General features: G+C 44.8%; 27 protein-coding genes. 14 read left to right on the plus strand and 13 right to left on the minus strand.

The genetic code is table 11. The features are described from left to right. Window position 1 precedes the first annotated feature (1 nt). From rsxG to FIV01_RS04270, 10 genes are all read right to left on the minus strand, one after another. Window positions 2-628: an electron transport complex subunit RsxG gene (gene rsxG / locus FIV01_RS04225; protein WP_152429875.1), complete on the minus strand. Its 627-nt coding sequence runs from the start codon at window positions 626-628 to the stop codon at window positions 2-4. An 8-nt stretch (window positions 629-636) separates the two neighbouring features. Further along, window positions 637-1,683 carry an electron transport complex subunit RsxD gene (gene rsxD / locus FIV01_RS04230; protein ID WP_152429876.1) on the minus strand — a complete coding sequence of 349 codons (1,047 nt, stop codon included), beginning with the start codon at window positions 1,681-1,683 and terminating at the stop codon, window positions 637-639. Next, entirely contained in the window at window positions 1,683-4,079 is a 2,397-nt protein-coding gene (gene rsxC / locus FIV01_RS04235) for an electron transport complex subunit RsxC (RefSeq protein ID WP_152429877.1), read from the minus strand. The genes rsxD and rsxC overlap by 1 nt, the downstream gene beginning before the upstream one ends. 8 nt (window positions 4,080-4,087) lie before the next feature. After that, window positions 4,088-4,672, minus strand: coding sequence for an electron transport complex subunit RsxB (gene rsxB, locus FIV01_RS04240; protein WP_152429878.1), 585 nt, complete (start codon window positions 4,670-4,672; stop codon window positions 4,088-4,090). Then, window positions 4,672-5,253, minus strand: a complete 582-nt coding sequence (gene rsxA / locus FIV01_RS04245; RefSeq protein ID WP_114786865.1) for an electron transport complex subunit RsxA — start codon at window positions 5,251-5,253, stop codon at window positions 4,672-4,674. Before rsxA ends, rsxB begins: the two co-directional genes overlap by 1 nt. 249 nt (window positions 5,254-5,502) lie before the next feature. Further along, the gene (locus tag FIV01_RS04250; protein WP_152429879.1) at window positions 5,503-6,183 is read right to left on the minus strand and encodes a lytic transglycosylase domain-containing protein; all 681 of its coding nucleotides are present in this window, start codon (window positions 6,181-6,183) and stop codon (window positions 5,503-5,505) included. 7 nt (window positions 6,184-6,190) lie between these two features. After that, complete coding sequence (gene flgN, locus FIV01_RS04255; protein WP_152429880.1) at window positions 6,191-6,631, minus strand: flagellar protein FlgN; 441 nt, start codon at window positions 6,629-6,631, stop codon at window positions 6,191-6,193. A gap of 20 nt (window positions 6,632-6,651) precedes the next feature. Then, entirely contained in the window at window positions 6,652-6,933 is a 282-nt protein-coding gene (flgM, locus tag FIV01_RS04260) for a flagellar biosynthesis anti-sigma factor FlgM (protein ID WP_152429881.1), read from the minus strand. Window positions 6,934-7,169: 236 nt separating this feature from the next. Further along, complete coding sequence (locus tag FIV01_RS04265) at window positions 7,170-8,678, minus strand: MFS transporter (RefSeq protein WP_152429882.1); 1,509 nt, start codon at window positions 8,676-8,678, stop codon at window positions 7,170-7,172. Window positions 8,679-9,156: 478 nt separating this feature from the next. Beyond that, on the minus strand, window positions 9,157-9,684 hold the full coding sequence (locus FIV01_RS04270) for an EthD domain-containing protein (RefSeq protein ID WP_152429883.1): 528 nt from the start codon (window positions 9,682-9,684) through the stop codon (window positions 9,157-9,159). Between the two features lie 243 nt (window positions 9,685-9,927). On the opposite strand from FIV01_RS04270, the gene FIV01_RS04275 reads away from it, so the two are divergent. After that, window positions 9,928-10,293 (plus strand): winged helix-turn-helix transcriptional regulator, encoded by a 366-nt coding sequence (locus tag FIV01_RS04275; protein WP_152429884.1) that lies wholly within the window; start codon window positions 9,928-9,930, stop codon window positions 10,291-10,293. Window positions 10,294-10,587: 294 nt separating this feature from the next. Here the strand turns inward: FIV01_RS04275 and flgA are convergent, their stop codons facing one another. Next, window positions 10,588-11,385 carry a flagellar basal body P-ring formation chaperone FlgA gene (gene flgA / locus FIV01_RS04280; protein ID WP_152429885.1) on the minus strand — a complete coding sequence of 266 codons (798 nt, stop codon included), beginning with the start codon at window positions 11,383-11,385 and terminating at the stop codon, window positions 10,588-10,590. 79 nt (window positions 11,386-11,464) lie between these two features. Here flgA and flgB point away from each other — a divergent pair, with 79 nt between their 5' ends. The 12 genes from flgB to FIV01_RS04340 are packed head-to-tail and all read left to right on the plus strand — an operon-like array spanning window position 11,465 to window position 21,470. Next, window positions 11,465-11,821 carry a flagellar basal body rod protein FlgB gene (gene flgB, locus FIV01_RS04285; RefSeq protein WP_152429886.1) on the plus strand — a complete coding sequence of 119 codons (357 nt, stop codon included), beginning with the start codon at window positions 11,465-11,467 and terminating at the stop codon, window positions 11,819-11,821. A gap of 2 nt (window positions 11,822-11,823) precedes the next feature. Further along, window positions 11,824-12,258 (plus strand): flagellar basal body rod protein FlgC, encoded by a 435-nt coding sequence (gene flgC / locus FIV01_RS04290; protein WP_152429887.1) that lies wholly within the window; start codon window positions 11,824-11,826, stop codon window positions 12,256-12,258. After that, the gene (gene flgD / locus FIV01_RS04295) at window positions 12,258-12,938 is read left to right on the plus strand and encodes a flagellar hook assembly protein FlgD (RefSeq protein ID WP_152429888.1); all 681 of its coding nucleotides are present in this window, start codon (window positions 12,258-12,260) and stop codon (window positions 12,936-12,938) included. The genes flgC and flgD overlap by 1 nt, the downstream gene beginning before the upstream one ends. 27 nt (window positions 12,939-12,965) lie before the next feature. After that, window positions 12,966-14,162: a flagellar hook protein FlgE gene (flgE, locus tag FIV01_RS04300; RefSeq protein ID WP_152429889.1), complete on the plus strand. Its 1,197-nt coding sequence runs from the start codon at window positions 12,966-12,968 to the stop codon at window positions 14,160-14,162. A gap of 11 nt (window positions 14,163-14,173) precedes the next feature. Continuing rightward, entirely contained in the window at window positions 14,174-14,905 is a 732-nt protein-coding gene (locus FIV01_RS04305) for a flagellar basal body rod protein FlgF (RefSeq protein ID WP_152429890.1), read from the plus strand. 21 nt (window positions 14,906-14,926) lie between these two features. Continuing rightward, window positions 14,927-15,712, plus strand: a complete 786-nt coding sequence (gene flgG, locus FIV01_RS04310) for a flagellar basal-body rod protein FlgG (protein ID WP_152429891.1) — start codon at window positions 14,927-14,929, stop codon at window positions 15,710-15,712. A gap of 31 nt (window positions 15,713-15,743) precedes the next feature. Further along, window positions 15,744-16,412, plus strand: coding sequence for a flagellar basal body L-ring protein FlgH (flgH, locus tag FIV01_RS04315; protein ID WP_152429892.1), 669 nt, complete (start codon window positions 15,744-15,746; stop codon window positions 16,410-16,412). Between the two features lie 53 nt (window positions 16,413-16,465). Next, complete coding sequence (locus FIV01_RS04320) at window positions 16,466-17,572, plus strand: flagellar basal body P-ring protein FlgI (RefSeq protein WP_172971843.1); 1,107 nt, start codon at window positions 16,466-16,468, stop codon at window positions 17,570-17,572. Window positions 17,573-17,581: 9 nt separating this feature from the next. Next, window positions 17,582-18,127 carry a rod-binding protein gene (locus FIV01_RS04325; RefSeq protein WP_152429893.1) on the plus strand — a complete coding sequence of 182 codons (546 nt, stop codon included), beginning with the start codon at window positions 17,582-17,584 and terminating at the stop codon, window positions 18,125-18,127. Further along, a complete protein-coding gene (gene flgK, locus FIV01_RS04330; RefSeq protein ID WP_152429894.1) occupies window positions 18,128-19,501 on the plus strand; it encodes a flagellar hook-associated protein FlgK in 1,374 nt (457 codons plus the stop codon). It abuts the gene before it with no gap. A gap of 15 nt (window positions 19,502-19,516) precedes the next feature. Beyond that, window positions 19,517-20,413 (plus strand): flagellar hook-associated protein FlgL, encoded by an 897-nt coding sequence (gene flgL / locus FIV01_RS04335; RefSeq protein WP_152429895.1) that lies wholly within the window; start codon window positions 19,517-19,519, stop codon window positions 20,411-20,413. 13 nt (window positions 20,414-20,426) lie between these two features. After that, window positions 20,427-21,470: a flagellin gene (locus tag FIV01_RS04340; RefSeq protein ID WP_152429896.1), complete on the plus strand. Its 1,044-nt coding sequence runs from the start codon at window positions 20,427-20,429 to the stop codon at window positions 21,468-21,470. Here FIV01_RS04340 and FIV01_RS04345 read toward each other — a convergent pair. Next, window positions 21,467-22,468: a metal-dependent hydrolase gene (locus FIV01_RS04345; protein WP_152429897.1), complete on the minus strand. Its 1,002-nt coding sequence runs from the start codon at window positions 22,466-22,468 to the stop codon at window positions 21,467-21,469. The genes FIV01_RS04340 and FIV01_RS04345 overlap by 4 nt on opposite strands. 200 nt (window positions 22,469-22,668) lie before the next feature. Here FIV01_RS04345 and FIV01_RS04350 point away from each other — a divergent pair, with 200 nt between their 5' ends. Continuing rightward, window positions 22,669-23,439, plus strand: coding sequence for a substrate-binding periplasmic protein (locus FIV01_RS04350; RefSeq protein ID WP_152429898.1), 771 nt, complete (start codon window positions 22,669-22,671; stop codon window positions 23,437-23,439). A 147-nt stretch (window positions 23,440-23,586) separates the two neighbouring features. Here the strand turns inward: FIV01_RS04350 and FIV01_RS04355 are convergent, their stop codons facing one another. Next, window positions 23,587-24,021, minus strand: coding sequence for an Ail/Lom family outer membrane beta-barrel protein (locus FIV01_RS04355; protein WP_343040065.1), 435 nt, complete (start codon window positions 24,019-24,021; stop codon window positions 23,587-23,589). Window positions 24,022-24,236: the final 215 nt, after the last annotated feature.

Raw genomic sequence — 24,236 nt, forward strand, 5'->3', positions numbered from 1 at the left:
TCTAGTCTCCACAATTTCGTGGCTGGTTTTGAATCTCATCACTATGGGCGTTAACAAACTGAACGGCCTTTTTCACCGCTTTGACTACGGCTCTTGGCGTTATAGTTGCGCCCGTGAATTGATCAAATTGTCCGCCATCTTTGCGCACTTTCCATTGGCCTTGATTGTCTTCGGTAACACTTTTACCGCTAAAGCTTAGGATCCAGTCTGTAATGCGTAAATCTATCTTGTCTCCAAGCCCCGGCGTTTCCTGATGGTTTAACACCCGAGTACCTAAAATAGTACCGTTTTGGTCAATACCAACGATAATTTTGATTGCGCCGCTGTAGCCGTCGGGAGCAATAGCTTCAATGGCAACCGCGGTAGGTTTCCCATCCTTAGTTGCTATATAAACAGGCATATCCGTGTCTGTGCCAAGGTCTGGATGATTAACTAAGGTACAAGACTGATACAGGCTGTTATCGTGCATGTCCTCAGGGATGACTTGGTTGAGCACAGACAGAAGCTGAGCCTGTTCTTGCTGGCTTATCTGATCTTTAGTCAAATAGTGAGTGAGGGCGACAACACCAGTTGAGGCACAAGCAAAAAGAGCGAGTACGACTCCATTTTTACGAATAGCGTTTAACATCTTGCTCCTCAGTGTCCGTAGGTTCGTGGCTTGGTGTAGTAGTCGATTAGCGGGACACACATGTTGCCAAGCAATACCGCGAAGGCTACGCCGTCAGGAAAACCACCCCAAGTCCGTATGATAAAGACCATGGCACCGATAAAGGCGCCGAAAATAAGACGACCTTTGACCGTGGTTGAAGCAGAGACAGGATCGGTAGCGATAAAAAATGCACCTAACATGGTCGCGCCAGACAATATATGAATGCTTGGCGATGCGGTTTCGCCCGGAGTAAATAAGCTAAACAAGGTACTAATAATCAATAAGCTGGTTATAAAGCTTACTGGTATGTGCCAATTAATGACTCTCAGCTTTACCAGCAATAAACCGCCTGCTAGATAAGCGAGGTTAACCCACTCCCAGCCCAAACCGGCTAAGCCACTAAACTGTGGCTGAGATAGAGCTTCTGCGGCAGTATTGCCTGAATGCAATGCGGTTTTAAACGCATCTAGCGGGGTAGCCATGGTTAGGCCATCTATACCTGTACGTATTTGTTGAAGCGAGAGTCCATCCAGATTGAAACCGGTAAAAATAAGCGATACAGCATCACTAAACGGGATGGTTGAGGGTTGCAACTCGGTTGGTGCAATCCAACTGGTCATTTGCACTGGAAAGGAGATCAGCAAAACTACATAGGCAACCATTGCTGGGTTGAATAAGTTCTGTCCAATCCCCCCATAAAGGTGTTTAGCTACCACGATCGCGAAGACAAGACCTATGGCGACAATCCACCAAGGTGAGAGTGGTGGAATTGCAATAGCAAGTAACCACGCTGTCACAATTGCGCTGTTATCACGCAGCGCTGACATAGGTGGACGCTTGCGCATCTTCATCACACCAACTTCAAGTGCCAAGCCTAACAAGATAGCAAAAAAGAGTTGTATTAGGGTGCCCCAACCAAAGAAGTAGGTTTGAGCAAACAAGCCGGGCAAGGCGCACAGGGCAACCCATTTCATAAGATCGGGTGTGCTCCTACGGCTATGAGCATGGGGTGAGCTGGCAATAAAAAAGGCCACTACTCGTCCTCCTCAAGTCTGTTGTTCTGTTGGTTTTGTGCCTTGCGCGCTTTGGCTCTGGCAATGGCTGCCGCTACTGCTGCTTTTTTGGGATCCTCTTCAGAAGGTACTGGTTCTGATTCAGATGGCTCCGCGGCTTTTGCTTGCTCTGCTTTGCGCGCTTTGGCTCTGGCAATGGCAGCAGCGACGGCGGCCTTTTTCGGATCGTCTTCAGAAGGTGCTGGTTCTGATTCAGATGGCTCTGCGTCTTTTGCTTGCTCGGCTTTGCGCGCTTTGGCTCTGGCAATGGCGGCAGCGACGGCGGCTTTTTTCGGATCGTCTTCAGGAGATGCAGGCTCTGAGTCAGATGGCTTTGCGTCTTTTGCTTGCTCGGCTTTGCGCGCTTTGGCTCTGGCAATGGCGGCAGCGACGGCGGCTTTTTTCGGATCGTCTTCAGGAGATGCAGGCTCTGAGTCAGATGGCTCAGAGGCTTTTGCTTGCTCGGCTTTGCGCGCTTTGGCTCTGGCAATGGCAGCAGCGACGGCGGCTTTTTTGGGGTCGTCTTCAGAAGGTGCTGGTTCTGATTCAGATGGCTCAGCAGCTTTTGCTTGCTCGGCTTTGCGCGCTTTGGCTCTGGCAATGGCGGCAGCGACGGCGGCTTTTTTGGGGTCGCTGTCATCAGATTCGGAATTGACTTCTGTTTCAGCTGCCTTATTGGCTTTCTTTTCACGGGCCAAACGCTTGCGCTCTTCACGAAGTTTACTCATTTCAGAGTTGTCAGGCTCAGCAAGTCCAGCTTCTTTTGCGGCTGCCTGTTTTGCTTTCGCTTTGGCAATCGCTGCTGCTACAGCCGGTTTTACTTTTGGTTCATCCGATGCTGAATCTGACTTTTTCGCTTTGACGCGAGCAATGGCGGCAGCGATCGCATCTTCACCATCAGGGGTTTTAACCTCTTTACGCCTATTCTCTGCCGCTTTCTTAAAGCGGTTCTCTCGTTCAATCTTATCGCGCTCTAAACGGCTCTTTCTTTCTTCAAAGCGAACTTTCGCCCGTTCGGCGGCTTGGGCCTCTTCTTTACGAGTGCGGATTTCGGCTTTGGATTGTCGATAATATTGCACCAGCGGAATTTCACTTGGGCAGACAAAAGCACAAGCACCACATTCAATACAATCTTTAAGGTTTAGCTCTTCACACTTTTCATACTCTTCGGCTTTCGAGTGCCAGTAAAGTTGTTGAGGTAATAAGGAGGCTGGGCAAGCATCAGCACATTGACCACATCGAATGCATGACATTTCATGTTGGTTTGGAGAAATCTCTTTCACCGTAGGAGCCAGAATGCAGTTCGCCGTTTTGGTTATCGGCACATTCGCATGGGGAAGAGTAAAGCCCATCATAGGCCCCCCCATAATAAGGCGAGGTAGTTTTTTGTCTGCTTTATACCCAAACTCATCTAGTAGAGCTTGGACAGGAGTACCAATAAGCGCCTTAACATTTTTTGGCTGCTTGAAAGTATTGCCCGTCAGGGTGACAATACGCTCAACCAAGGGTTCACCGTCACAGACTGCTCGTTTAATGGCTTGAAGCGACCCAACATTTTGTACTAACAAGCCAATGTCGGCAGGAATACCATTAGCGGGTACTTCTTTATTGGTTAGCAGTTTGATCAGCTGTTTTTCACCACCCGAAGGGTATTTGGTCGGCACAACGCGTATAACGATGTCTTTATGCTGGGCGGCTTTTTCAAGAGCTCTAATCGCGGCTGGTTTGTTATCCTCAATTCCTATGATAGTGAGCTTAGGCTTGAGAATATGTTCAACGATATCTATACCCTTGATGACTTCATCAGCGTGAGTTTGCATTAGCATGTCATCGGCTGTGATATAAGGCTCACATTCGGCGGCATTGACGATAAGTATCTCTGTTCTAGCAAGCCCAGATTGAATTTTTTTCGCGGTTGGGAAACCCGCTCCGCCCATGCCTGAAATACCCGCTTGGCGGATTACTTCAATCAATTCATCGGGCGTGCAATCGGTAAAATCGGTGGTTTTCTTTCGTTCGATCCAGCGGTCTTCACCATCGGGTTCAATCACGATGCACATTTCTGATAACCCTGAGGGATGAGCTATCGTACGTGGTTCGATTGCTGAGATAATACCTGATGTTGGCGCGTGGACTGGCAACATAAAGCTGGTGTCATATTTGGTGAGAGCTTGCCCTTTGAGGATTTTGTCCCCTTGACTGACGATCAGGTGGCCTGGCTTACCAATATGTTGCTTAATCGGTAAGATTATTTCCCTTGGAATACTTGCTGGCGCAATAGGCTCTTTCATCGATTGGGTTTTGTTTTCTGGAGGGTGTATTCCCCCCGGAAAGTCCCATAGTGCGCCCGATTTAATTTGTTCTATCAGTGACAACATACCAGCCCTTAATTCACATTATTCTGCGCGTTAGCAGAATCAGTAATATCGACAACAGGAATGGCGTTGAGTTGCCACTTCCAATTCGCTGTAGTGGTTTCTACAGGAATCATTTCAATACAATCTGTAGGGCAGGGCGCCACACAAAGATCACACCCAGTACACTCGTCTTTTATGACGGTATGCAGGGCCTTCGTTCCTCCAACGATGGCATCAACAGGGCAAGCTTGAATACACTTAGTGCAGCCAATACACATGTCTTCATGGATAAAGGCGACCGTCTTAACATTGTTTTCTAAATCATGGGCAGAATCTGTGGCTTCGACTCCCATCAGATCTGCCAACTTTTCAATCGTAGCCTGTCCTCCCGGCGGGCATTTGTTAATCGCATCGCCGCCTGCAATGGCTTCAGCGTATGGACGGCAACCTGGGTATCCGCACTGACCACATTGAGTTTGAGGCAGTATCTCATCGATTTGGTCAACAATAGGGTCAGCATCCACTTTAAAGCGGATGGAAGCAAAGCCCAATATAGCACCAAAAACTGCTGCGAGTGCTGCAAGTACTAACACAGCAATCATAATAGCACTCATTATAGTTTCACCAATCCAGTGAAGCCCATAAAGGCAAGGGACATAAGGCCTGCGGTGATCATGGCAATAGACGCACCTTTAAACGGCACTGGAACGTCAGCCGCCGTAATACGTTCACGCATAGAGGCAAACAGTATCAGGACCAATGAAAAGCCAACTGCAGCGCCAAATCCATAGATAATGGATTCTATGAAATTATGATTTTCGTTGATGTTGAGAAGAGCAACACCCAGTACAGCACAGTTGGTGGTAATGAGTGGCAGGAAAATGCCAAGCAAGCGATAGAGTGTCGGACTGGTTTTGTGCACTACCATTTCGGTAAATTGCACCACAACCGCGATGACTAAAATAAAGCTCATAGTACGAAGGTACTCAATACCTAAAGGCATAAGAATATAGCTTTCAACGAGATACGAACACACCGAGGCCAAGGTTAAGACAAAGGTTGTCGCTAACCCCATTCCTATTGCAGTTTCCAGTTTCTTTGAGACGCCCATAAAAGGACATAGCCCCAAAAACTTTACCAGTACAAAATTGTTAACCAGCACAGTGCCGACCAACAACAAAACATATTCGGTCATAATTATATTTTAAGAGATTCCGATCCCGATATTATCCTGCTTTGCTGAGTTAATAACAACCAAGTAAAGCTAGGGTTTTGTATTGTTGAATAAAAATTATACGGGATCTTGGTGGTTTTGGTGGCAAATTCAAGGTGAATAGCCTCTACTTGGTCCGAATCTCTTTTTTGAAAGAACGAAAGGATCTCAAAACTCTATATTTATAGCTGAAGAGAATATAAAAAGTCACTGTGATTGGGCTAGTTAAGCCTAGAGGTTCACTAGTGGTGGAAGAGGGGTAAGGTCAATCAAAGGTAAAGTGCTTTGGTGGCCAAACAAATAAAAGCGCTTAGAGTTTTGCAATAATTTTTCCGTCGATACGAGCTTTTGCAGTGCATAAAAGCGATGTACGTAGCGACGGGTTTCCTCGGGTAACCTAAGTTTGGAGAATTCTCTACTCTTAGCCTTGCTAATCGCTCTTGCGACACGTCCTTCTCCTGAATTATAGGCTGCCAGTGTAAGGGCTAAATCATTAAATTTAAGATAAAGAAATTGCAGGTAAGAAATTGCAGCGTTTGTACTTGCCTCGACATCAAATCTCTGATCGTTTGAATCGCTGACGTGAAGTCCAAAGCGCTCTGCCGTTTGAGGCATCAGTTGCCAAAGTCCCGCTGCCTTAGCATGAGACACTGCCGATGGTTCGTAGGAAGACTCAAGCATTGGAATGAGGACAAACTCTGTGGGGAGTGAGCTTTGTACTAATTTTTTAGCAATGTGATGTATTAGATCTTGATTGCTTTTGAGACGACCCTCTATTTGAGTTTTATAGGGTAATAATACTTGCGATTGAGCCGCAATGTCTGATGTCAATGATGAGGCCTTGGTGTGAGGCGTAGTAAAGCAATTTATCACCAGCAATATAGCAAGCAATGTATTGCTAGCTCTGTTCATGTATGAGTTATCCTATGGGTTGTTCGGTATAAGTGTGCTGCTGGGGCCTTGTCAAAGACACTATCAGCTCGTGGAAACTGGCACTGGTTTGACCATTTTCTTGGTTGAGTACTTGGCAATGTTTGATTAATGTTTCGAGCTGATGCCAAAGTGATTTGATTTTTTCTGCCGCAGCAGGAGGAAGCGCAGAGAAAAATCGCTCTACTCCTTGTTTGTCCATTTTTAGCTGGAAAGTGGCCATGATTTGGCTGCGCTGATGGGCATTCTGGCGCAGCAGGACGAGTAAAGGCTGTTGCTGAGCAATATTAGATTCAAGCTGGTCTGCATCAAAGTGAAGGTATAAAGCCTTTTGTTGTTTGAGCAGTATTTCGAGTTTTTGGTACGACTTAATATCTTGGACTAATGTATTGAAAAAGCTCTGGATTAAGTGCGAAGTTTTTGATGGCATTGCCCTTTCCTCAATCGTTGTTATTCATGTCCAGTATGGAACTGAAGTACGGCTTTGGAAAGAGCCTGAGTGTTTAGGGTTAACTCTCCCTTTGCCAGCGCATCACGCACTTTTTCGACTTTGACCATATCTACGTCGGCCAGTGACTGCATTTCTGCTTGAGCTTGTTCAATGGCTGTTGCGTTGATGTCTAATTGAGGTTGAGCATTTGTCTTGGCTTTGTTTGACTCAAGCGCTTTTTTTGGCGCTTGATCTAAGCGGCTTTGGGTGACGTGTCCCCCAGAAACTTTGTCAATTTTCATCAGTTGAATCCTTATTTGTCATGGTTACAGGTACACTGCGACCATTGTACGCTGACAATTAAGCCTGATTAATCTTATCGATGGATATGCTCCACCAAGAAGCATACCATCATCAGAAAACGCCGTCTGGAATACCTTGAAACCGTTAAACATCGGTTCTCTACATGACAACACAACCTCTATATATGTGAAGGTAATTGAAATCAATAAGACGACATCTTGCGCATAGAGTATGATTAATATTTGAGTGAATTGTTATTTTGACGCTCAAAAAGGAGTGCAGCTGCAATACATATAACTAGTGCTGAAATTGAAGCATAGAGTGTAACCCAACTAAACCCTGTGGTCATAATTTCATTAATCGCTTCTTTAGAGAATCCCATCATCCTAACCACTGAAAAATCGCCTGAAGCCATTTCACTTGCAATGGAGCTAATCTTGATATTGCCCAAACTGCTAGATTTTTGTATCTCTTCGGTAATACCTTTAATGAATACATACCCCATCAGTGCAATGTTAATTGCCAATGAAATCATCCTTGCACTGAGGTCCATACCTGATGCTAGCCCTGCTTGCTTTGGTGGCAATGAGATTGTGGCTGTATTGGTTGCTGGAGAGTTTACCAACCCGAGTCCTATACCTGCTATGGTACAGCTTGGTACTAACGTTACCCACGAAGGATACGGCGTTTGAACTGCTAGCCAAATTGCGGCAAAGCCCAAAGATATAGTAAACAAACCTGCAGGAATTACAAAACCAGCTCCTCTTCTCAAAAGCATGCTTTCGGCGTAAGGAGGAACTAAAATCGTAGGTATCGTAAGAGCTAATATGATTAAGCCTGATTCTATACCACTGTAGTCCAGTACTGACTGAAGATAAATTGGAAAATAGATTAAAAATGGCCAGAAACTGAAGTTCATACCACTTGAGCCTAATAATGCACCTGAAAAACTACGGATTTTAAATGCAGAAAAGTCAAACATTGGTTGCTGTACTTTATTCTCAATGATGACGAACAACGTGAGACTCAAAATGCTTGAAAGAAGAATTGATAAGCCAAGGTTACTAGATATATTGATTGCATGACTTTCAATGATCAAATAGACGAACCCTAATACACTTATCGATAGGGTGAGCATTCCCCCAATATCCAGCTTATTTGCAGTAGGGTTAGATGACTCCACCACTCCTTTTTTGGCAAGTACTAAGGTCACTACAGAGATAAATACGTGGATCAAGAATACCCACTCCCAGCTTGCATATTCAAGAACGACTCCTCCAAAAAGAGGGCCAAAGCCTAAGCCTAAGCCAAGCACAACTCCCCAAATAGAAAAGGCAGTGCCTCTTTCGGAGCCGTCAGGAAATTGATGAGACAGGATAGCAACTTGTGATGCTAACATAGCTGCGGCACTTAAACCTTGTAAAAAACGAGCGGCTATCAGAATAGGGGCACTGGTTGCCATACCGCAGAGTAATGAAGCGATTGCGAATACCAAAATACCTACCATAAAGACTCGTTTACGTCCAAATCGATCTCCTATGGATCCCATAGCAATTAACACGGAGCACGTCGCCAGGGTATAGGCATCCATAATCCACTGTAACTCTCGAAAGTTTGCAGGCAAAAGATCTTCCAAAGTTGGGAGTATAGAAGGAACACTAGTTATTTCTAATGCAAGCATCAACGTGGATAAACAAACAGCTGCCAATGCAACTCTATTTGTGGGTGGTATAGTGTTAAGCATATAAAACCTCGATAAGTTATTAAGCTTCAATCTACGTATTAAAACTTTAATTGAGCGGTCGGAATATATTTAGTACTGTCACATGGCCCGATATTTTGGTGTTCTGGCCAGTCGCGTTGTGGGTGATATGTCACCGACCGGGCACGGCGCACTGGATATGGCTCTCTTTTAGTGCATTCTGTGTGCTTGCCGACGGGCCGACAACACTTCGCTATAAGGCGCTAAGTCAGCGTTGTGAAGCCATCAAGTAGGGGACAAATTAGGATTATTGGCGAAATTAATGATAACATTCATTCCAACCATCAATCTTATGGATGGGTAATCCAGTATGCCTATCGATGAATCATAATCATCAGAAAACGCAGTCTGGGGAACTTTGAAAATGCTAAACACGAGTTATCTTTAGATGCGAAAGAACTATAAGTATGTATAGGAAACACTATCTTCTCGTCATTAATAAACTTTGTGACAGAGCTGTTTAAGGCATGTAAACCAATTCTTTTGACACCAAAATAGTTGAGCGAGACCAGTCAACGAAATTCAGTTCATCGGCATAAAACTTCTTAATGAAGTCCTGAACTTTTTTTGTCGGCCATTCTTTCTCAAGAAACTCTCGTTCTACCCAAATTTCCGCTACGCCATCAAATTCGGGAAGCAGTCCTGTACGTACACTCACTACGGCTTTACGCACTGGGACCTCTAAAGTGTGAGTCTGAATGTATCGTTTTACGCCTAGTGCTTCAAAAGAACCTTCACCTCCAGCTGCCGGATGTTGATTTGACCAATAATCCAGAAACTGTTCGCGAGTCATACCGGACTTGCGGCTCATGAGATAACTGATTTTAACCATTGGCTTCGCAGTGATACCTTCAGACACCGTCTTTTGAGGCGTCCCTGTTGCTGAAGAAACACTAGCAGCCGTACTCATTGATGGTAAGAGAAAAGCCAGTAACAGTATGCTGAATAGAGTTAGGCTCTTGTTGACATTGGGTAGTTTTTTAATCATCGTTCATGTTCTCTAGTTTTAATACAATCGAATTTATTCCGTTATAAAATAATTAAATGTTTAGTCTTTAGAAGTTGCATTCTTCGTTTTGATACCCATAGATATTATTTTTTAACCACAAGATAGTACAAAGCAACTCAAAAGATTCTTTTTGTTCCTTAGTATCATTAGTATACTTTAAGGTATTGGTATGCTAAGAACAAGTACGCACTGTTTGTAAACTAGGTATGGATAAGGTAACTAATGAGTAAAAACAATCACTTAAATGACGTAAGAGGCTGTACTGAGAATCATAAATGCCCGGTAACCAGCGCTATGGATGTGATTGGTGGGAAATGGAAGGTAATCATTTTGTATCATCTGAGAGATAATACGCTGCGGTTTGGTGAGCTTAGAAAGCGTATTCCTAAGATTACCCAAAAGATGTTGACGCAGCAGCTACGTGAGTTGGAGTTAAATCACCTTGTCGAACGTAAAATCTATGCTGAAGTTCCGCCAAGGGTTGAATATACAAGCACCTACATCGCAGATGAGCTGAGACCAATAATGGATATGCTGTGTGACTGGAGCATACGCCATCATGAAAAGCTACGTCCTGATGTAGAGTAAATATCCAAATTTTAAGGAAAATGATATCAACGCTTCTTCAACCTAGTGATGCTGTGATGATTCGGCTAGTGAGGAAGATACTGAGAAGCTCGAACACATATTGAATACACGCGGTCGAGCTTCGTTAGGATATCGGTCGCCAAATGATGTTTTTTAGAGCATTTGATGGTCGCTTAGTTTATAACAAGTGTTGCGTTTCAGGTGACGGAGGGCTGATTGGTACTTTTTTATAACTGCCTAAATCAGGACATTTGGTGATAAGAAAACTTAAAAAATGATAAGCCCAGCCCAAAATTAAAACTGAGTTTCTACTTGGTTAAGTCCCACGACTACCGCTTTAATCACCTTTCCTGAAGAGATATTTTTGACTTCGATTTGCTGTCCTAGGGCCCCTTCCTCCTGTGCCTGCCCTTTTGTTGTTGCTATAAAGCCGTCTTTGGCAGCACTAATGATCACCTGATTGCCCTTTTCGACCAATGGCGGGGATTTTAATTGCCGAGAATCTAACACTTGTCCAGAGCGGATGCGCCGGAGCGTCATCTTACCTGACGCTTGTGCTATCTGAGTCAAAAAGTCCTGCTCTTTGGTCAGTGTTCGCCATTCAAGCTTTAAATCGTTCGCCGCGAGGGTTTGCTTGCGACCAATTCCTGTTTTGGTCACTACCACATAGAGGCCGAGTTCTGATTTGATGGTGACATTGATTCGCCAGTCAGCAGAATTTGATTGACAACTCACCGAACGTTTTAGAGTGCCTACAGGGAGCGTTTTGCTGTCTGAACCTTCGATAATGAGTGGCTCAGAGCATAGCGGTAAGTGATCTGCTGAGGTCGGTATTCGAATTTGATAGTTAACAGTGTGTTTGCCCCACTGGCGAGTATGGGCTTGATTATTCACCTGGGTTTTGAAGCTCGCTTCAATTGCTTGATAAATGGCTCGGTAATTTAAGCTGTTTTCAGTCGCAGAAGCGGTATTAGATAACAGTGATAAACCTAGCCAAACAATTAATGATAGAGGGGAAATAATCCTATTTCCCCTGCTTTTAAACCCTTCCGTTATCCGGAAGTGGTATTTCCCTTCTTTGTTATAAGTCATTGTTATTTAATGTTTATTTTTGTGGCATACATTTTGTTTTAGTTAAGTCTATCTGAGCCGACAGCATAAGGAAACAGACATGGCTATTTCATTTGATAATGCGTTAGGTGTTCATCCTGACGCGCTGAACTTTCGAGTTCAGCGTACCAAAGTACTGGCCAGCAACCTAGCAAATGTTGATACACCGGGATATCTCTCTCGGGATCTTAGTTTTACGACAGTGATGGACAGCATGTCATCCACAAGTGCGAAGAATCCCAAGTTATTGGTCTCTTCCATGTACTCAATCCCTTACCAAAACAGCAAAAATGGTAACACGGTAGAGCTTGGGGTAGAGCAAGGCAAATTTGCTCAAAACAACATGGATTTTCAGACCAGCCTGACGTTTCTCAATATGAAATTCTCAGGGCTCGCAAAAGCGATAGAAGGACGCTAATTATGTCATTTACCGATATTTATTCGATTGCTGGATCGGCAATGAATGCTCAAACAGTGAGGTTGAATACGGTTGCCAGTAATCTTGCCAATGCCGATGCAGCCTCAGCGAATGCAGCGGATGCTTACAAAGCACTCAAACCTGTCTTCGCAACTGTCTATAACAAGACTCAGCTTAGTGCCAGTAAGGATGTGTACCCTAATGCAGAAGTACGTATTGTCGATGTTGTTCAGAGCTCAGGGCAAGCCGAGCAGCGTTTTGAACCAACTAACCCATTAGCCAATGAGCAAGGGTATGTGTATTACCCAGATATTGATGTTGTCGCTGAGATGGCTGACATGATGTCAGCAACGCGCAGTTTCGAAACCAATGTTGAGGTTCTGACTAATGTGAAAAGTATGCAGCAAGGTCTGCTCAAACTAGGGCAGGGCCGCTGATGACAATTGCACCGAATAACGCTTTAGCTTTTGATACTCCAATTGGCAAACCGTCAGGTATCAATGGTATATCAGGAAATCCCAAGGACGCCAACAGTACGGCATCACTGGAGAATGAATTTATTAGTTTGATGGTGGCGCAAATCCAAAATCAGGATCCTCTCAACCCGCTTGATGGAACGGAATATGTCGGTCAATTAGCGCAATTTTCTCAAGTTCAAAGTACTGAGAATATGGCGTCAATGATGAAAAACAACATGGTACTGCTTGATAACATGCAAGTTTTGTCTACCGCAGGCTTGGTTGGGCAAACCGTCTATGTTTCGTCCAATGAGTTTGAACTGTCTGATGGCCAGCAGAGAGGAAAAATAGAGCTGCAACACCCATCAAGTCAGGTCAATTTGGTTATTACTGATGAATTTGGCCAAGTCACTCCTCTCCCATTAGGAGCGCGACCCGCAGGGGATGTAGACTTCTCGATAGATCCAGACAAGCTGGGGCTTACACCCGGCAAATATACAGTCTCAGTCCAAGTTCAAGATGGTCAATCTCAACCGAATTTGTTGTTAGCTGGTGAGGTTGAGCAAGTGAGAATCCCCAGTTCTGGCGGTTCTGCTCAGGTCAATGTTCACGGTGTTGGCAGTGTACCTTTCTATCAAATCACTCAATTTGGTGCTTAACCAAAAAAGGAAATACAGAGGTTAATTATGAGTTTTAATATTGCCCTAAGTGGCCTTGATGCGACAAATACCGAGCTGAACACCATCAGCCACAATATCGCTAACGCATCGACTTATGGATTTAAAGGTGCACGCACCGAGTTTGCTGCTGTCTACAATGGCATGCAACCAGGCGGTGTTGAAGTCGCAGCTATTTCGCAGAATTTTGATACAAATGGTTCGGTGACGAGTACTGGTCGAGCGATGGATTTAGCCATAAACGGTGGCGGATTTTTTGTCACCAAAGATAGCGCTGGCCAGACGCTTTATACACGTTCAGGGGTATTTAATACTGACAAAGACAACTATGTGATGAGCAACACTGGTGCTAAGCTGCAAGGTTACAGTGTCGATGGCAACAATAATTTGCTCACAGGTGTAACAGGGGATATCAGGATCTCTACGTCATCACTGGCGGCGCAGGCGACAAATAAAATGGAATTTGTCGCTAATTTTGATGCGACCAATGAGGCGATTGATACGAGTGCTATTGCTTTTGACTCTGAAAACACCAACTCTTTTCATTCATCCTATACCACTAAGGTATTTGATTCACAGGGCAAGCCACATACGGTAACTCAGTATTTCACCAAAACCAGTGATAACTCATGGGAAGTTAATACGCTGGCAGACGGTAATAAGGCTCCGATATCATCGATTACTATGACATTTAACCCCGATGGTTCCTTAGTCTCACCGGTCAACTCCTACAATGTCTCTTTCCCTGCCGCGGGAGCGAACCCTATCAGTATCGATATCGACTTGTCGGGTAGCACGCAGTTTGGAACGGAATTTAGCGTCAGTACCAATAATCCCAATGGTTATACCTCAGGAGAGCTTGCCGGTGTGCGCGTTGAAGACAATGGCATGGTTTACGCAACTTACACTAATGGTCAATCACAGCTTCAAGGGCAATTAGTGCTGGCGGATTTTGCTAACCCTCAAGGGCTATCAAAACTCAGTGGTACGGCTTGGACTCAAAGCTTTAGCTCTGGCGCCCCTGTAATTGGTGTTCCCGGAGCTGGTACGCTGGGTGGCCTAGCTTCAGGCTCGCTTGAGCAATCTAACGTTGATCTAACCAGTGAACTGGTGAATTTGATGACGGCGCAACGCAACTATCAAGCCAATGCAAAGACAATTTCGACCAATGACAAGCTAACCCAAGCGTTATTTAACGCAGTCTAACGGAGTTTAATATGGACAGTTTGTTATTTACTGCCACCTCAGGTGCGAGCCGGGTACTTAAAGCGCAACATGTTCGTTCAAATAACTTGTCTAACGCGGATACGGCTGGCTTTCGCGCAGATATGGAACGCGTAGCCAGTGTTTCCCTGCAAGGCTCAGGTTTCGATGGTCGTACTTTAGCCGTAACTAACTCTGCATCGACTCGATTTGACTCAGGTGATGTGATTAAAACCGGTCGAGCATTGGATGTCGCTGTGATGGGAGAGGGCTATTTGACCGTCCAAACAACTCAAGGGCAAGAAGCATACACTCGGGCCGGCAACATTAGGGTAGATCAAGATGGTGCATTAACCATTAACGGTTTTGCTGTGATTGGTGACGGTGGACCTTTGCTGCTCCCCGATTATCAAAAAGTTGAGATTAGTGAGCGTGGGCGTATCTCAGTCATCCCTCCCGGAGGCGGTGCAGAGCTTGAAGTTGGGACCTTGAAACTGGTTAATCCAGATACTGCTCTACTTGAAAAGCGCAGTGATAGCCTACTTCACAGCGTCGACGGCAATCCTTTTGCTCAAGACGAGACAGTACAAATTGCCTCTGAGCATATTGAAGGGAGTAATGTATCTGCGATTGATGAGTTGCTTAATGTTATGTCATTGACACGTAACTTTGAAATGCAGGTACGCATGATGAAAACCGCCGAGACACTTGCTCAGGCTGGAAACAAATTAATATCACCGCGTTAGCGGCAAGACAAGGAGTAGACAATGCATTCAGCGTTATGGGTTAGCAAAACGGGCATGGCAGCGCAAGATACCAAAATGACTGCCATTTCAAATAACCTAGCCAATGTAAATACGGTCGGCTTTAAGCGCGATCGCGTGGTATTTGAAGACTTATTTTATAGCATTCAACGTCAACCAGGATCTCTTGTTGATCAAGTCAATCAATTGCCAACTGGGGTTCAACTTGGCAGCGGTGTCCGTGTGGTGGGAACACAAAAAGTCTTTACTCAAGGAAATACGCAAAATACTAATCAAGAACTAGATCTTGCTGTGATGGGCCAAGGTTTCTTTCAGATAGAAAATACAGACGGCCAAATCATGTACTCACGTAATGGCCAGTTTCATGTCAATTCTGAAGGTTTGATGGTCAATAGCCAAGGTTTACCTCTAGAGCCTCAGATTCAGATCCCTGAAAATGCCCTATCTATTTCCGTTGGTGTCGACGGCACGGTATCGGCGACCACGACAGACAGCAATGATCCCGAAGATCTGGGTCAAATTACCTTGGCAAAATTTATCAACCCAGCAGGTCTTGAAGCCATTGGCGGAAACTTGTTTCGAGAAACCGCTGCGAGTGGTCAAGCCGATGAGTTAACTGCTGGTGAAGACGGGGTTGGCCATATTAAGCAAGGGGCATTAGAAGGCGCTAATGTGCAGGTCGTCGAAGAGATGGTGGATATGATCACCACGCAGCGCGCCTATGAAATGAACGCCAAAGTCGTTTCTGCTGCTGACGATATGCTCAAGTTTGTTGCTCAGTCTTTGTAATGGCTCATTGAAGAAAAAAAAGGATCAAGGAATGCAGGTATTTTTGAGACTCTTGCCGCTTGTCATCCTACTTGCCGGATGTGCTGGTCGTCAGGAATTCACTCCTCCTAAACCCGATGAAGAGAAATATGCTCCTCCAGAGCTGGATTATTCCTTGCCTGCTGCAAGTAAGGGAAGTCTCTATCGTCATCAGTACACCATGACCTTGTTTCAAGACAGAAGGGCATATCGTGTTGGCGACATGCTCACTGTCTTACTGTTTGAAGAAACAGAATCAAGCAAGAAAGCTGATACAAAATATGGCAAGAGCTCCAGTGTTGGTTTTGCAGCCCCTACGTTTGGTACTAAGACAATTGATGAGTTAGCGGCTAGTTTAGACGCTGACCGAGGCTTTGATGGCAGCGCTTCAAGCTCTCAAGGCAATAAGCTTGAAGGTGCGATAACCGTAACCGTTCATGAAGTGTTGCCAAATGGTGTGCTGCGTATCAGTGGCGAAAAATGGATTCGTCTTAACCAAGGCGATGAGTTTATTCGCCTGACAGGGATGGTGCGTGTAGACGATATTAGCCGAAACAATCAGGTGTCTTCTGCTCGGATCGGTGATGCTCGCATTACCTATTCAGGGCGGGGAGCTTTATCAGACAGCAATGCCCCTGGATGGCTTAGCCAGTTCTTTAACAGTCCATGGATGCCGTTTTAATGAAACAAATTATGATTCGATGTATTAATCGCTTGGGTTTACTCAGCATGAGCATGACATTCTCAAGCACTCTAGTGATTGCACTTTTGGGGGTGATGATCCCTGCACATGCTGAAGTGAAGATCCCAGTGATGGATTTGGTCGATATTCAGGGCGTTCGTCAAAATCAGCTCGTTGGCTACGGTCTGGTGGTGGGGCTGGATGGTCAAGGCGATCGCAACCAAGTTAAATTCACCGCTCAATCAATCACCAATATGTTACGTCAATTTGGGGTCCAGATTGATGATAATACCAACCCAAAGCTGCGTAATGTCGCCTCTGTCAGTGTGACTGCCACTGTTGAGCCAATGGCTGGGGTTGGACAAGCGCTCAATGTCGTGGTGTCGTCGATTGGTGATGCAAAAAGCTTACGCGGCGGAACTTTGCTATTAACCCCGCTGCGCGGTATCGATGGTGAGGTTTATGCAGTGGCACAAGGCAATCTTGTAGTCGGAGGCGTGTCTGCAGAGGGAAACAGTGGCTCTAAAGTGGTAGTGAATACACCCACGTCAGGACGGATACCGGGCGGAGCAATTCTTGAGCGTGAAGTGCCAAGCGACTTTTCCGATAGCGATAGTGTGGTTCTCAACCTAAGAAAACCAAGCTTTACCACAGCCAAGAACATTAGCCGAGAAATTAATAATATCTTTGGCCCTAAAGTGGCGGTGGCTGAAAATAATGTTCGAGTCTCGGTCAAAGCGCCGAAAGATAGTCAACAGCGCGTGGTTATGATGTCGATGCTGGAAGAAATCAGTGTCGCGCAGGGTCGTAAGCCTGCTCGGGTGGTGTTTAATTCTCGTACAGGCACGGTCGTAATTGGCAAAAATGTCAAAGTCGGTGAAGCTGCGGTTAGCCATGGCAACTTGACCGTGACAGTTGCTGAGTCTCAGCAGGTAAGTCAGCCCAATGCCTTTGCTCAAGGAAATACACAAGTTGTTGATAATTCACAGCTAGATATCAAAGAAGAACGCGCGCAAATGGTGATTTGGCCACCTGGCACAGAGCTAAATACCATAGTCAATGCCGTGAACAGCTTGGGTGCTACGCCGACCGATCTTATGTCTATCCTACAGGCATTACATGAAGCGGGTGCGTTGAACGCTGAATTAGTCGTGATTTAAGGGGGAGTGATGAAACTAGACGAATTAAACCAAAAATCATCAGTGAGCTCTGTGCTTTATCACGACAACAGTGCCCTTGACCAGATAAAGCAAAACCCCCACTCCCAGCATGCGTTAGAAAAAGTGGCTGGTCAATTTGAAGCCATGTTTTTGCAAATGGTGCTTCGCCAGATGCGTTCGAGTAGCGATGTGCTGGCTGATGAAGACAGTCCTTTTTCTAGCCAACAGCAAGGTGTGTTTCGCGATATGTATGATGGCCAATTGGCGATAGAAATGGCAAATAAACAAGGTTCTGGGATTGCAGATATGTTGGTAAAACAGCTGAGTCCTTCTATGTCGGAAGTCGAATTTAAACTCTCGGCAGTTCAAGCACCAGCAAATGACAAAGCGTTAGGTTTGGAAGAGACGTCACAGCATAGACATCAATCAGACCCTCAGCCATCACAATCATTTCAGTCTATTGGAGAGTCGGTCGCCTCAATAAGACAAGTCTTAAGTGAAGCTAGTGTGACGACAGCATTTGCTCAGCCACTCAATCGTAAGGGAGAACTGTAAATGAACTTGGTCAATATTGCCATGTCGGGTCTGAATTCCAATCGGGTAGCATTGGATGTTACAGCACAAAACGTCTCCAATATAAATACGCCCGGATACAGTCGCCAGCAAGCGTTGATGGCATCGGTCGCGGGTTCAAAGCATGACAATTTCAGTGCAGGTCAGGGAGTTGAAGTCACCAGTATTCGCCGTGTAACGGATGAGTTTCTTATCAAACAGACTTGGGCGACCCAAAGTCAGTCGGCTTATGCTTCCCGTTATAGCACTAATATGAGCCAGTTAGAAAATACTCTGGGCGCTGATGGTTTTAGTCTTTCGGCGGGATTAGATACCTTGTTTTCCGCACTTAACGATGCCACGGTCAAACCTGAATCTGTTCCTTATCGTCAGCAAATCATTAATGAAGCGGAAGCCTTAGCAAGACGTTTTAACACGCTAACAGAATCTTTGTCTCATCAGCATAAAGACATGAATGATCAGCGCAATGCGGCTATTGCTCATGCTAACAGCTTGATGAGTAATATTGCTAATATCAACAAACAAATTGTTGAAACCAAGGGGACGGGAGGAAACCCAGCGCAACTTCTGGATACTCGCGATAATCTCATTGGTGAGTTGTCTCAAGTGATCACGATAAAAACCACCAATCAGGCCGATGGTAGCCTTCAAGTGACGTTGTCATCAGGCCAGCCTTTGGTTATGGGAGCGGATGCCGCGCAGCTTAAAGCCATCCCTAACCCTAGTGACTCTTACTTAGCCACAGTCCAAGTCGAGTTTGGCGAGCAAAGCTTTGCCACGGTAGGGGCGTTAGGTGGTCAAATCGGTGCGCTGTCTGATTATCAAACTCAAGTTCTTAAACCCTATCTTGGCGCGATTGACGATATGGCTAGGTCCTTGGCTGACGAATTTAACGATTTGCTTGTCACGGGCAAGGATCTTAATCGAGATAATGGACAGCCTTTATTTACTTATGATCCAGCAAATCCAGCGGCAAGTTTAAACATCACCGATCTCAAACCAGAGCAGCTTGCACTGTCTGCTGACGGAAACCCAGGTAATGCAGATGTGCTCGATAAGCTTATTGCTGTGAATAATAAAAGCGTGGCGATCAGTGGCTTTGGCTCTGTCAGCCTTAATGATGCATTTTCTGCCATAGTCGGCGAAACCGCTATTCAAGCTCGTCAGGCGAATGCTGACGAGCAAGCTAAACTGGCGATGAAACAACAAGCTGTCGCTGCGCGTGATAACGTCAGTGCAGTCAACAGCGATGAAGAAGCGGCAAACTTGATGACATTTTCTCATGTTCACCAAGCCAATATGAAAGTGATCAGTACAGCGAATCAGTTGTTTGACTCAATCCTCAACATATTTTAATTGCAGGGAATTAAGATGCGAATCAGTGATACTCAATTTAGCCAGATGATGCTGCAAAGTCTGCAACTGAATAATGCCGGTTTGGGCAAAGTAATGCAGCAAATGTCAACCAGCGAGCGCTTAACTAAGTTGTCTGATGATCCTATGGCATCGGTTAAATTGCTTAACCTCGATCGTGAAGGATCTGCGATTAGTCAGTACAAAAGCAATATTGCCAATGTGAAAACGGCGCTGACCAGTCAGGAAGTTCATTTGGAGTCGGTGAATGAGAGCCTAAAAAGAATGAACGAGCTTGTCCTCTGGGGAGCAAATGGTACGCTGTCGGACACTGAGCGCAGCGGGATGATCACTGAATTAGAAAGCTTGCGTGCCTCGGTTGTCTCTTCTTTTAATGCCCAAGATGAAGAAGGGCGTTACCTTTTCTCTGGTACCAAGACAGATATCCCTGCGTTAACCGACATTGGTGGAAGCTATGCCATACAGGGCAATAGTGATAAGCGGGTGGTGACAGTGGCCAAAGGGGTGACGATGGAAGCGAATATGACAGCCGCAGAAATCCTCAATCTTGGTGGTAATCACGTGCTTAACCAACTCGATACTGTGATTGCAGAATTTAAGTCACCAAGTACCGCATTTCGAGGAGCGGTTGAAGACGCGTTAACCACAATTGAAAACACGTCAAGTCAGGTTTTAGCTGCGATCACGGAAATAGGTGGTCGTCATAATAATCTTGATTTGATGAATAGTGCGCATGGTGAAAATCAGTTGTTTGTCGATAAGGTGAAGGGGGATTTGTCTATGCTTGATTATGGTGAAGCGTCGGTGCGTTTGAGCCGTTATATGACGGCGTTGCAAGCCACTCAAGCCAGCTATGTAAAAATCGACGGTTTGAATCTATTTGATCGTATCTAACGAGAGCACCAAGATGGTAATGAGTACAGTAGAGGTTCGTCCTCACAATGTGGCCTTGGCCACACATGATAGAACCTCGATTTCACCTCCGCGCTCGTCACAGCCCAATAGTGACCTTAGTCGTCCTCAGGCGTTAGCTCGTCAATATACGCCAGCATCGTATTCAGTCTCAGGCATGATGCTGACTCAAGGGCAGCAAAACGCAACCTCGGTGCAAATCGCTACGCGTTCTTATCAGGTGATAGGTGTTGAACTTAGCAAGATAAAGCAAGGTCTGACCCGTGCAATGCAAATGGGTCATGCGCAATCATCATCTTTGCAGCAAGGCCTATCAGGTGCGAAGAAAATCATTGAGCAAACCCTAGATGCTTCTCGATTTGATGGTCAAAAAGTGATTGATAATCAATTAGAGTTAAAATTGAATCGGGCGGATATACGCCGGTTTTCAATTCCGGGGCTCGATGTCAATCGTTTAAACGGCAAAGCTGAGCAGATTCGATTGGATTTTCCTCATGGGCAGTCTGTAATGGTTGATTTTGATGGCCAAGCCAATGGTGAACAAGTGGTGAAAATGCTCGACCGCAGTTTGATTCCACTTGGATTACGCGCGTCTCTTTCTGAGCAAGGAAGCATTATCTTTGAGGCCCCTGAAAAAGCATATGGTCAAATGCAAAAGCAGGTAAGAGTCACGGGTCAAGGCCATCGTTTCCCCGCAGGGCAATCGAATGTGATGACATTACAAGCTGAGCCAGAGGGTATTGCTGAGCTGAATTTTGACCTTGGATCTCGTGAGGGTCTTAAACGCAGTATTGCGAAGGTGAATAAGCTTTTGTGGCAAACGCGCACAGGACTTGAACAGGCAAATTCGATCAAAGCTGAACTCAATGGCCAAATACAGACATTACACCAGCAAGCTTCGGTGATTTCGCCAGATCAAGTCGAAGATAAATTCAAGGCGCTTGATTTACAAAGTGGCAGTTTTTCTTCAGCTTTGATGGCGCTCAGCGCACAAGCCAATGTTAAACGCCACTCTGTGGTGGCACTGCTGAGAAACTAGCTGCCCAATAACATCTTGAGAAAGGCTTTTCTGGTGCCAGGATCACTGTCCCTGTGAGTGTTGAACTTAACATGTTCGTCAACGCTAGCTGAGGGTGACAATTTTATACTCCACAGCGCTTTTAGCTGGTTAGGCAGCATAGAATAACGTACGTCAATGATGCTCAGCGGGTTGTTGGGATCTTGTGCGATAAATCCTTGTGAGAACCAACGGAAGCGTTCAATATCTTTAGCCTGTTGGGATTGGAGGCTAAGCCAAGGAAAGTCTCTTTCTATATTGAGTTTGGGTGTTGATTCACCGGGGTACACTTGCGTTGATGTACCAACTCGAACCGCATCGACAAAATACTTTTCATTGGTTTCATAAACGATCTTCCACACGAGAATATTGGCAAAGCTGGGTTTTGCTTCCAATCTTAATGGCTCATGCCCTCTCTGCTTTGCAACTTGCCAGCCTACGTCTTCAGCCCTTTCTTTTTGCACAAAGCCAAATACTGGATAAAGTAGAGCCCAAAAGACAGCGAGTCGAGCAAACCATAAGTTTGTTTTGACTAGTGTGAGTATAAGCAAGGCAAGGATAGGTAATGTGAACGCAGGATCGATAATAGAGAGGGTATTCCAAGCATAACGCTCGTTAGATAATGGCCAAAACAGTTGAGTGCCGTAAGACGTGCAGAAATCAAGTAAGCCATGTGTGCCGTAGCCTAACACGCAATACAGCCAAGTTTGTTGAAACGATAGTCCGCGCTTTCTAGCAATAATCGGATGTAAAACCAGTGAACAAATAAGGCTCCCTATGGGAATAAATAGCAGTGAATGGGTAAACTGACGGTGAAATTCTAAATACAATAAGGCGTCTTGCGACGACCGAATAAGCGTATCGAGGTCGGGAGCCATACCAGAGAGTAAGCCTAATAGCCCAGCGACAACTAAGTGTTGTTTTTTACCGACTGCTTGTGGCAATGACGCACCAAGTAACCCCTGTGTTAACGGATCCATTTCTTCTCCCAATCATGAGTTATCGATACTGACATCATAGCCTGCAGGTTATGACTAAAGTACTTGGTATGCTAGTAAGAAGTGCACAACTTCATATGATTCATGATGTTAAACCCTAAGCTTTTGCTGATATTGTGCTCTGAATTTGATTTATAGACTAGACTTTACTGGAATACCTGATGAGACCATAGGGGAAGGCAGTGAAGCCAAGAGTCTTGAGTTTGATGTTATTTTTTGTCGTGATGACCGCACCTGTAAAAGGTAACGAAGTGATCTTAAGTGCTGATTTGTGGTGCCCATATACTTGCGAACCATCTGCAGACGACAAAGGTATTTTGGTCGATGCGATTGACAGTATTTTACAACAATCTGGTCACCGACTTGATTATCAGTTGGTCAATTGGGCCAGAGCGATTAAGATGGCACGCAGTGGAAAGTATGACGGTCTAATTGGTGCCTATGTTAGCGATGCACCAGATTTTATTTTTCACACCGAACCAATTCAAATATCTAAAATGTGCTTTTTCGTCAAAAAAGATGACCCGTGGAAATATTTTGGTAAGGATACCTTAAAAAAACGAAAAATATCCGTGGTTAATGCTTACTCATATGGTGAGTACTTTGATAATTATATAGTGAAAAACCACAATCAAGGGGACAAGTCGATTGTGCAAATTTCAGGAATGGATATTACCAAAACACGAGTCGAGCAGCTTAAGAGTAACCAAATTGATACCGTGTTGGAGGATTGGCGAGTATTCCCCTACAACGTAGCGACGTATAAAAAAAATTCGGACACCCAATGGAAAGCTGAGTTTAGAAATGCAGGATGCCTACCTGGTGAAGGGCTGTTTATTGCTTTATCGCCAAACAGAGGTACGTCTAAAGAGTATGTTGAGATTATCAATAAAGGTCTTAAGCAGTTGGTGGATTCCGGCAAGCTAGATGAGATCATCAGTCGTTACGAATGATGTGATCCATTGTTGACTCCAGCATATCACCCCAAATAAATGAAAACCTGATACCAAAGGTTTGATATCGGATTTTCTATCGCTTACTAATCAAGATCATGCAGTTGATGATCCATTTAGCTTGGCTACTTGAGTCATCTTAGATAATTAGAAACGGTAGCCAAGAGAGACAGAATAAGTCAGTGCTCTAGAATCAACTAGGTGTTCACTGAACTCAACGCCCGTGTTGATGGCAAAGTTTCTCGAAAGGTTGAATTCAAAACCACCCCCTGCGGCAAAGCTTTCATCCTCAAGTTTTGATGTTGTGCGGCCTAATTGCTTGTTTTCTACTTCAAAGCGAGCATAACCAACGGTTGCATAAGCGCTGACTACTTCATTAATACGGTATGTCGGACCGATATGGAAGCTTCCATAAGAGCGTATTGTTTCTGAAACCGTAGTCACAGTTGGTCCTGGATCGACTCGAAGTTGATTGTCAGTATTAGCCGTACCGGTAAGGCTTGCAATAAAGCCTACTGGGCCACTGCCTTCATAACGGTACTTCAGCGTTAGGCCACGCAGCTTTTCATTGACGTGCTCGATGTCAGTTTGAGCCTTATAGTGTGGTCTGCTGCTTGGGCATTGATAGCTGCAGCGCTAAGCAGTGGGAATATTGTAATATTTCTTAAATATATGTTTCATTTTTTACATTAAATTTTATTTCTAAATTTTTAATTAATTTTTGATGTTATAGACTAGGAGATTGTTATATATTTTTGATTGTTATAAATATCGTATAAAATTAATATAATAGAGTT

Origin of the sequence: Vibrio aquimaris, assembly GCF_009363415.1 — a bacterium.
Taxonomy (GTDB): Bacteria; Pseudomonadota; Gammaproteobacteria; order Enterobacterales; family Vibrionaceae; genus Vibrio; species Vibrio aquimaris.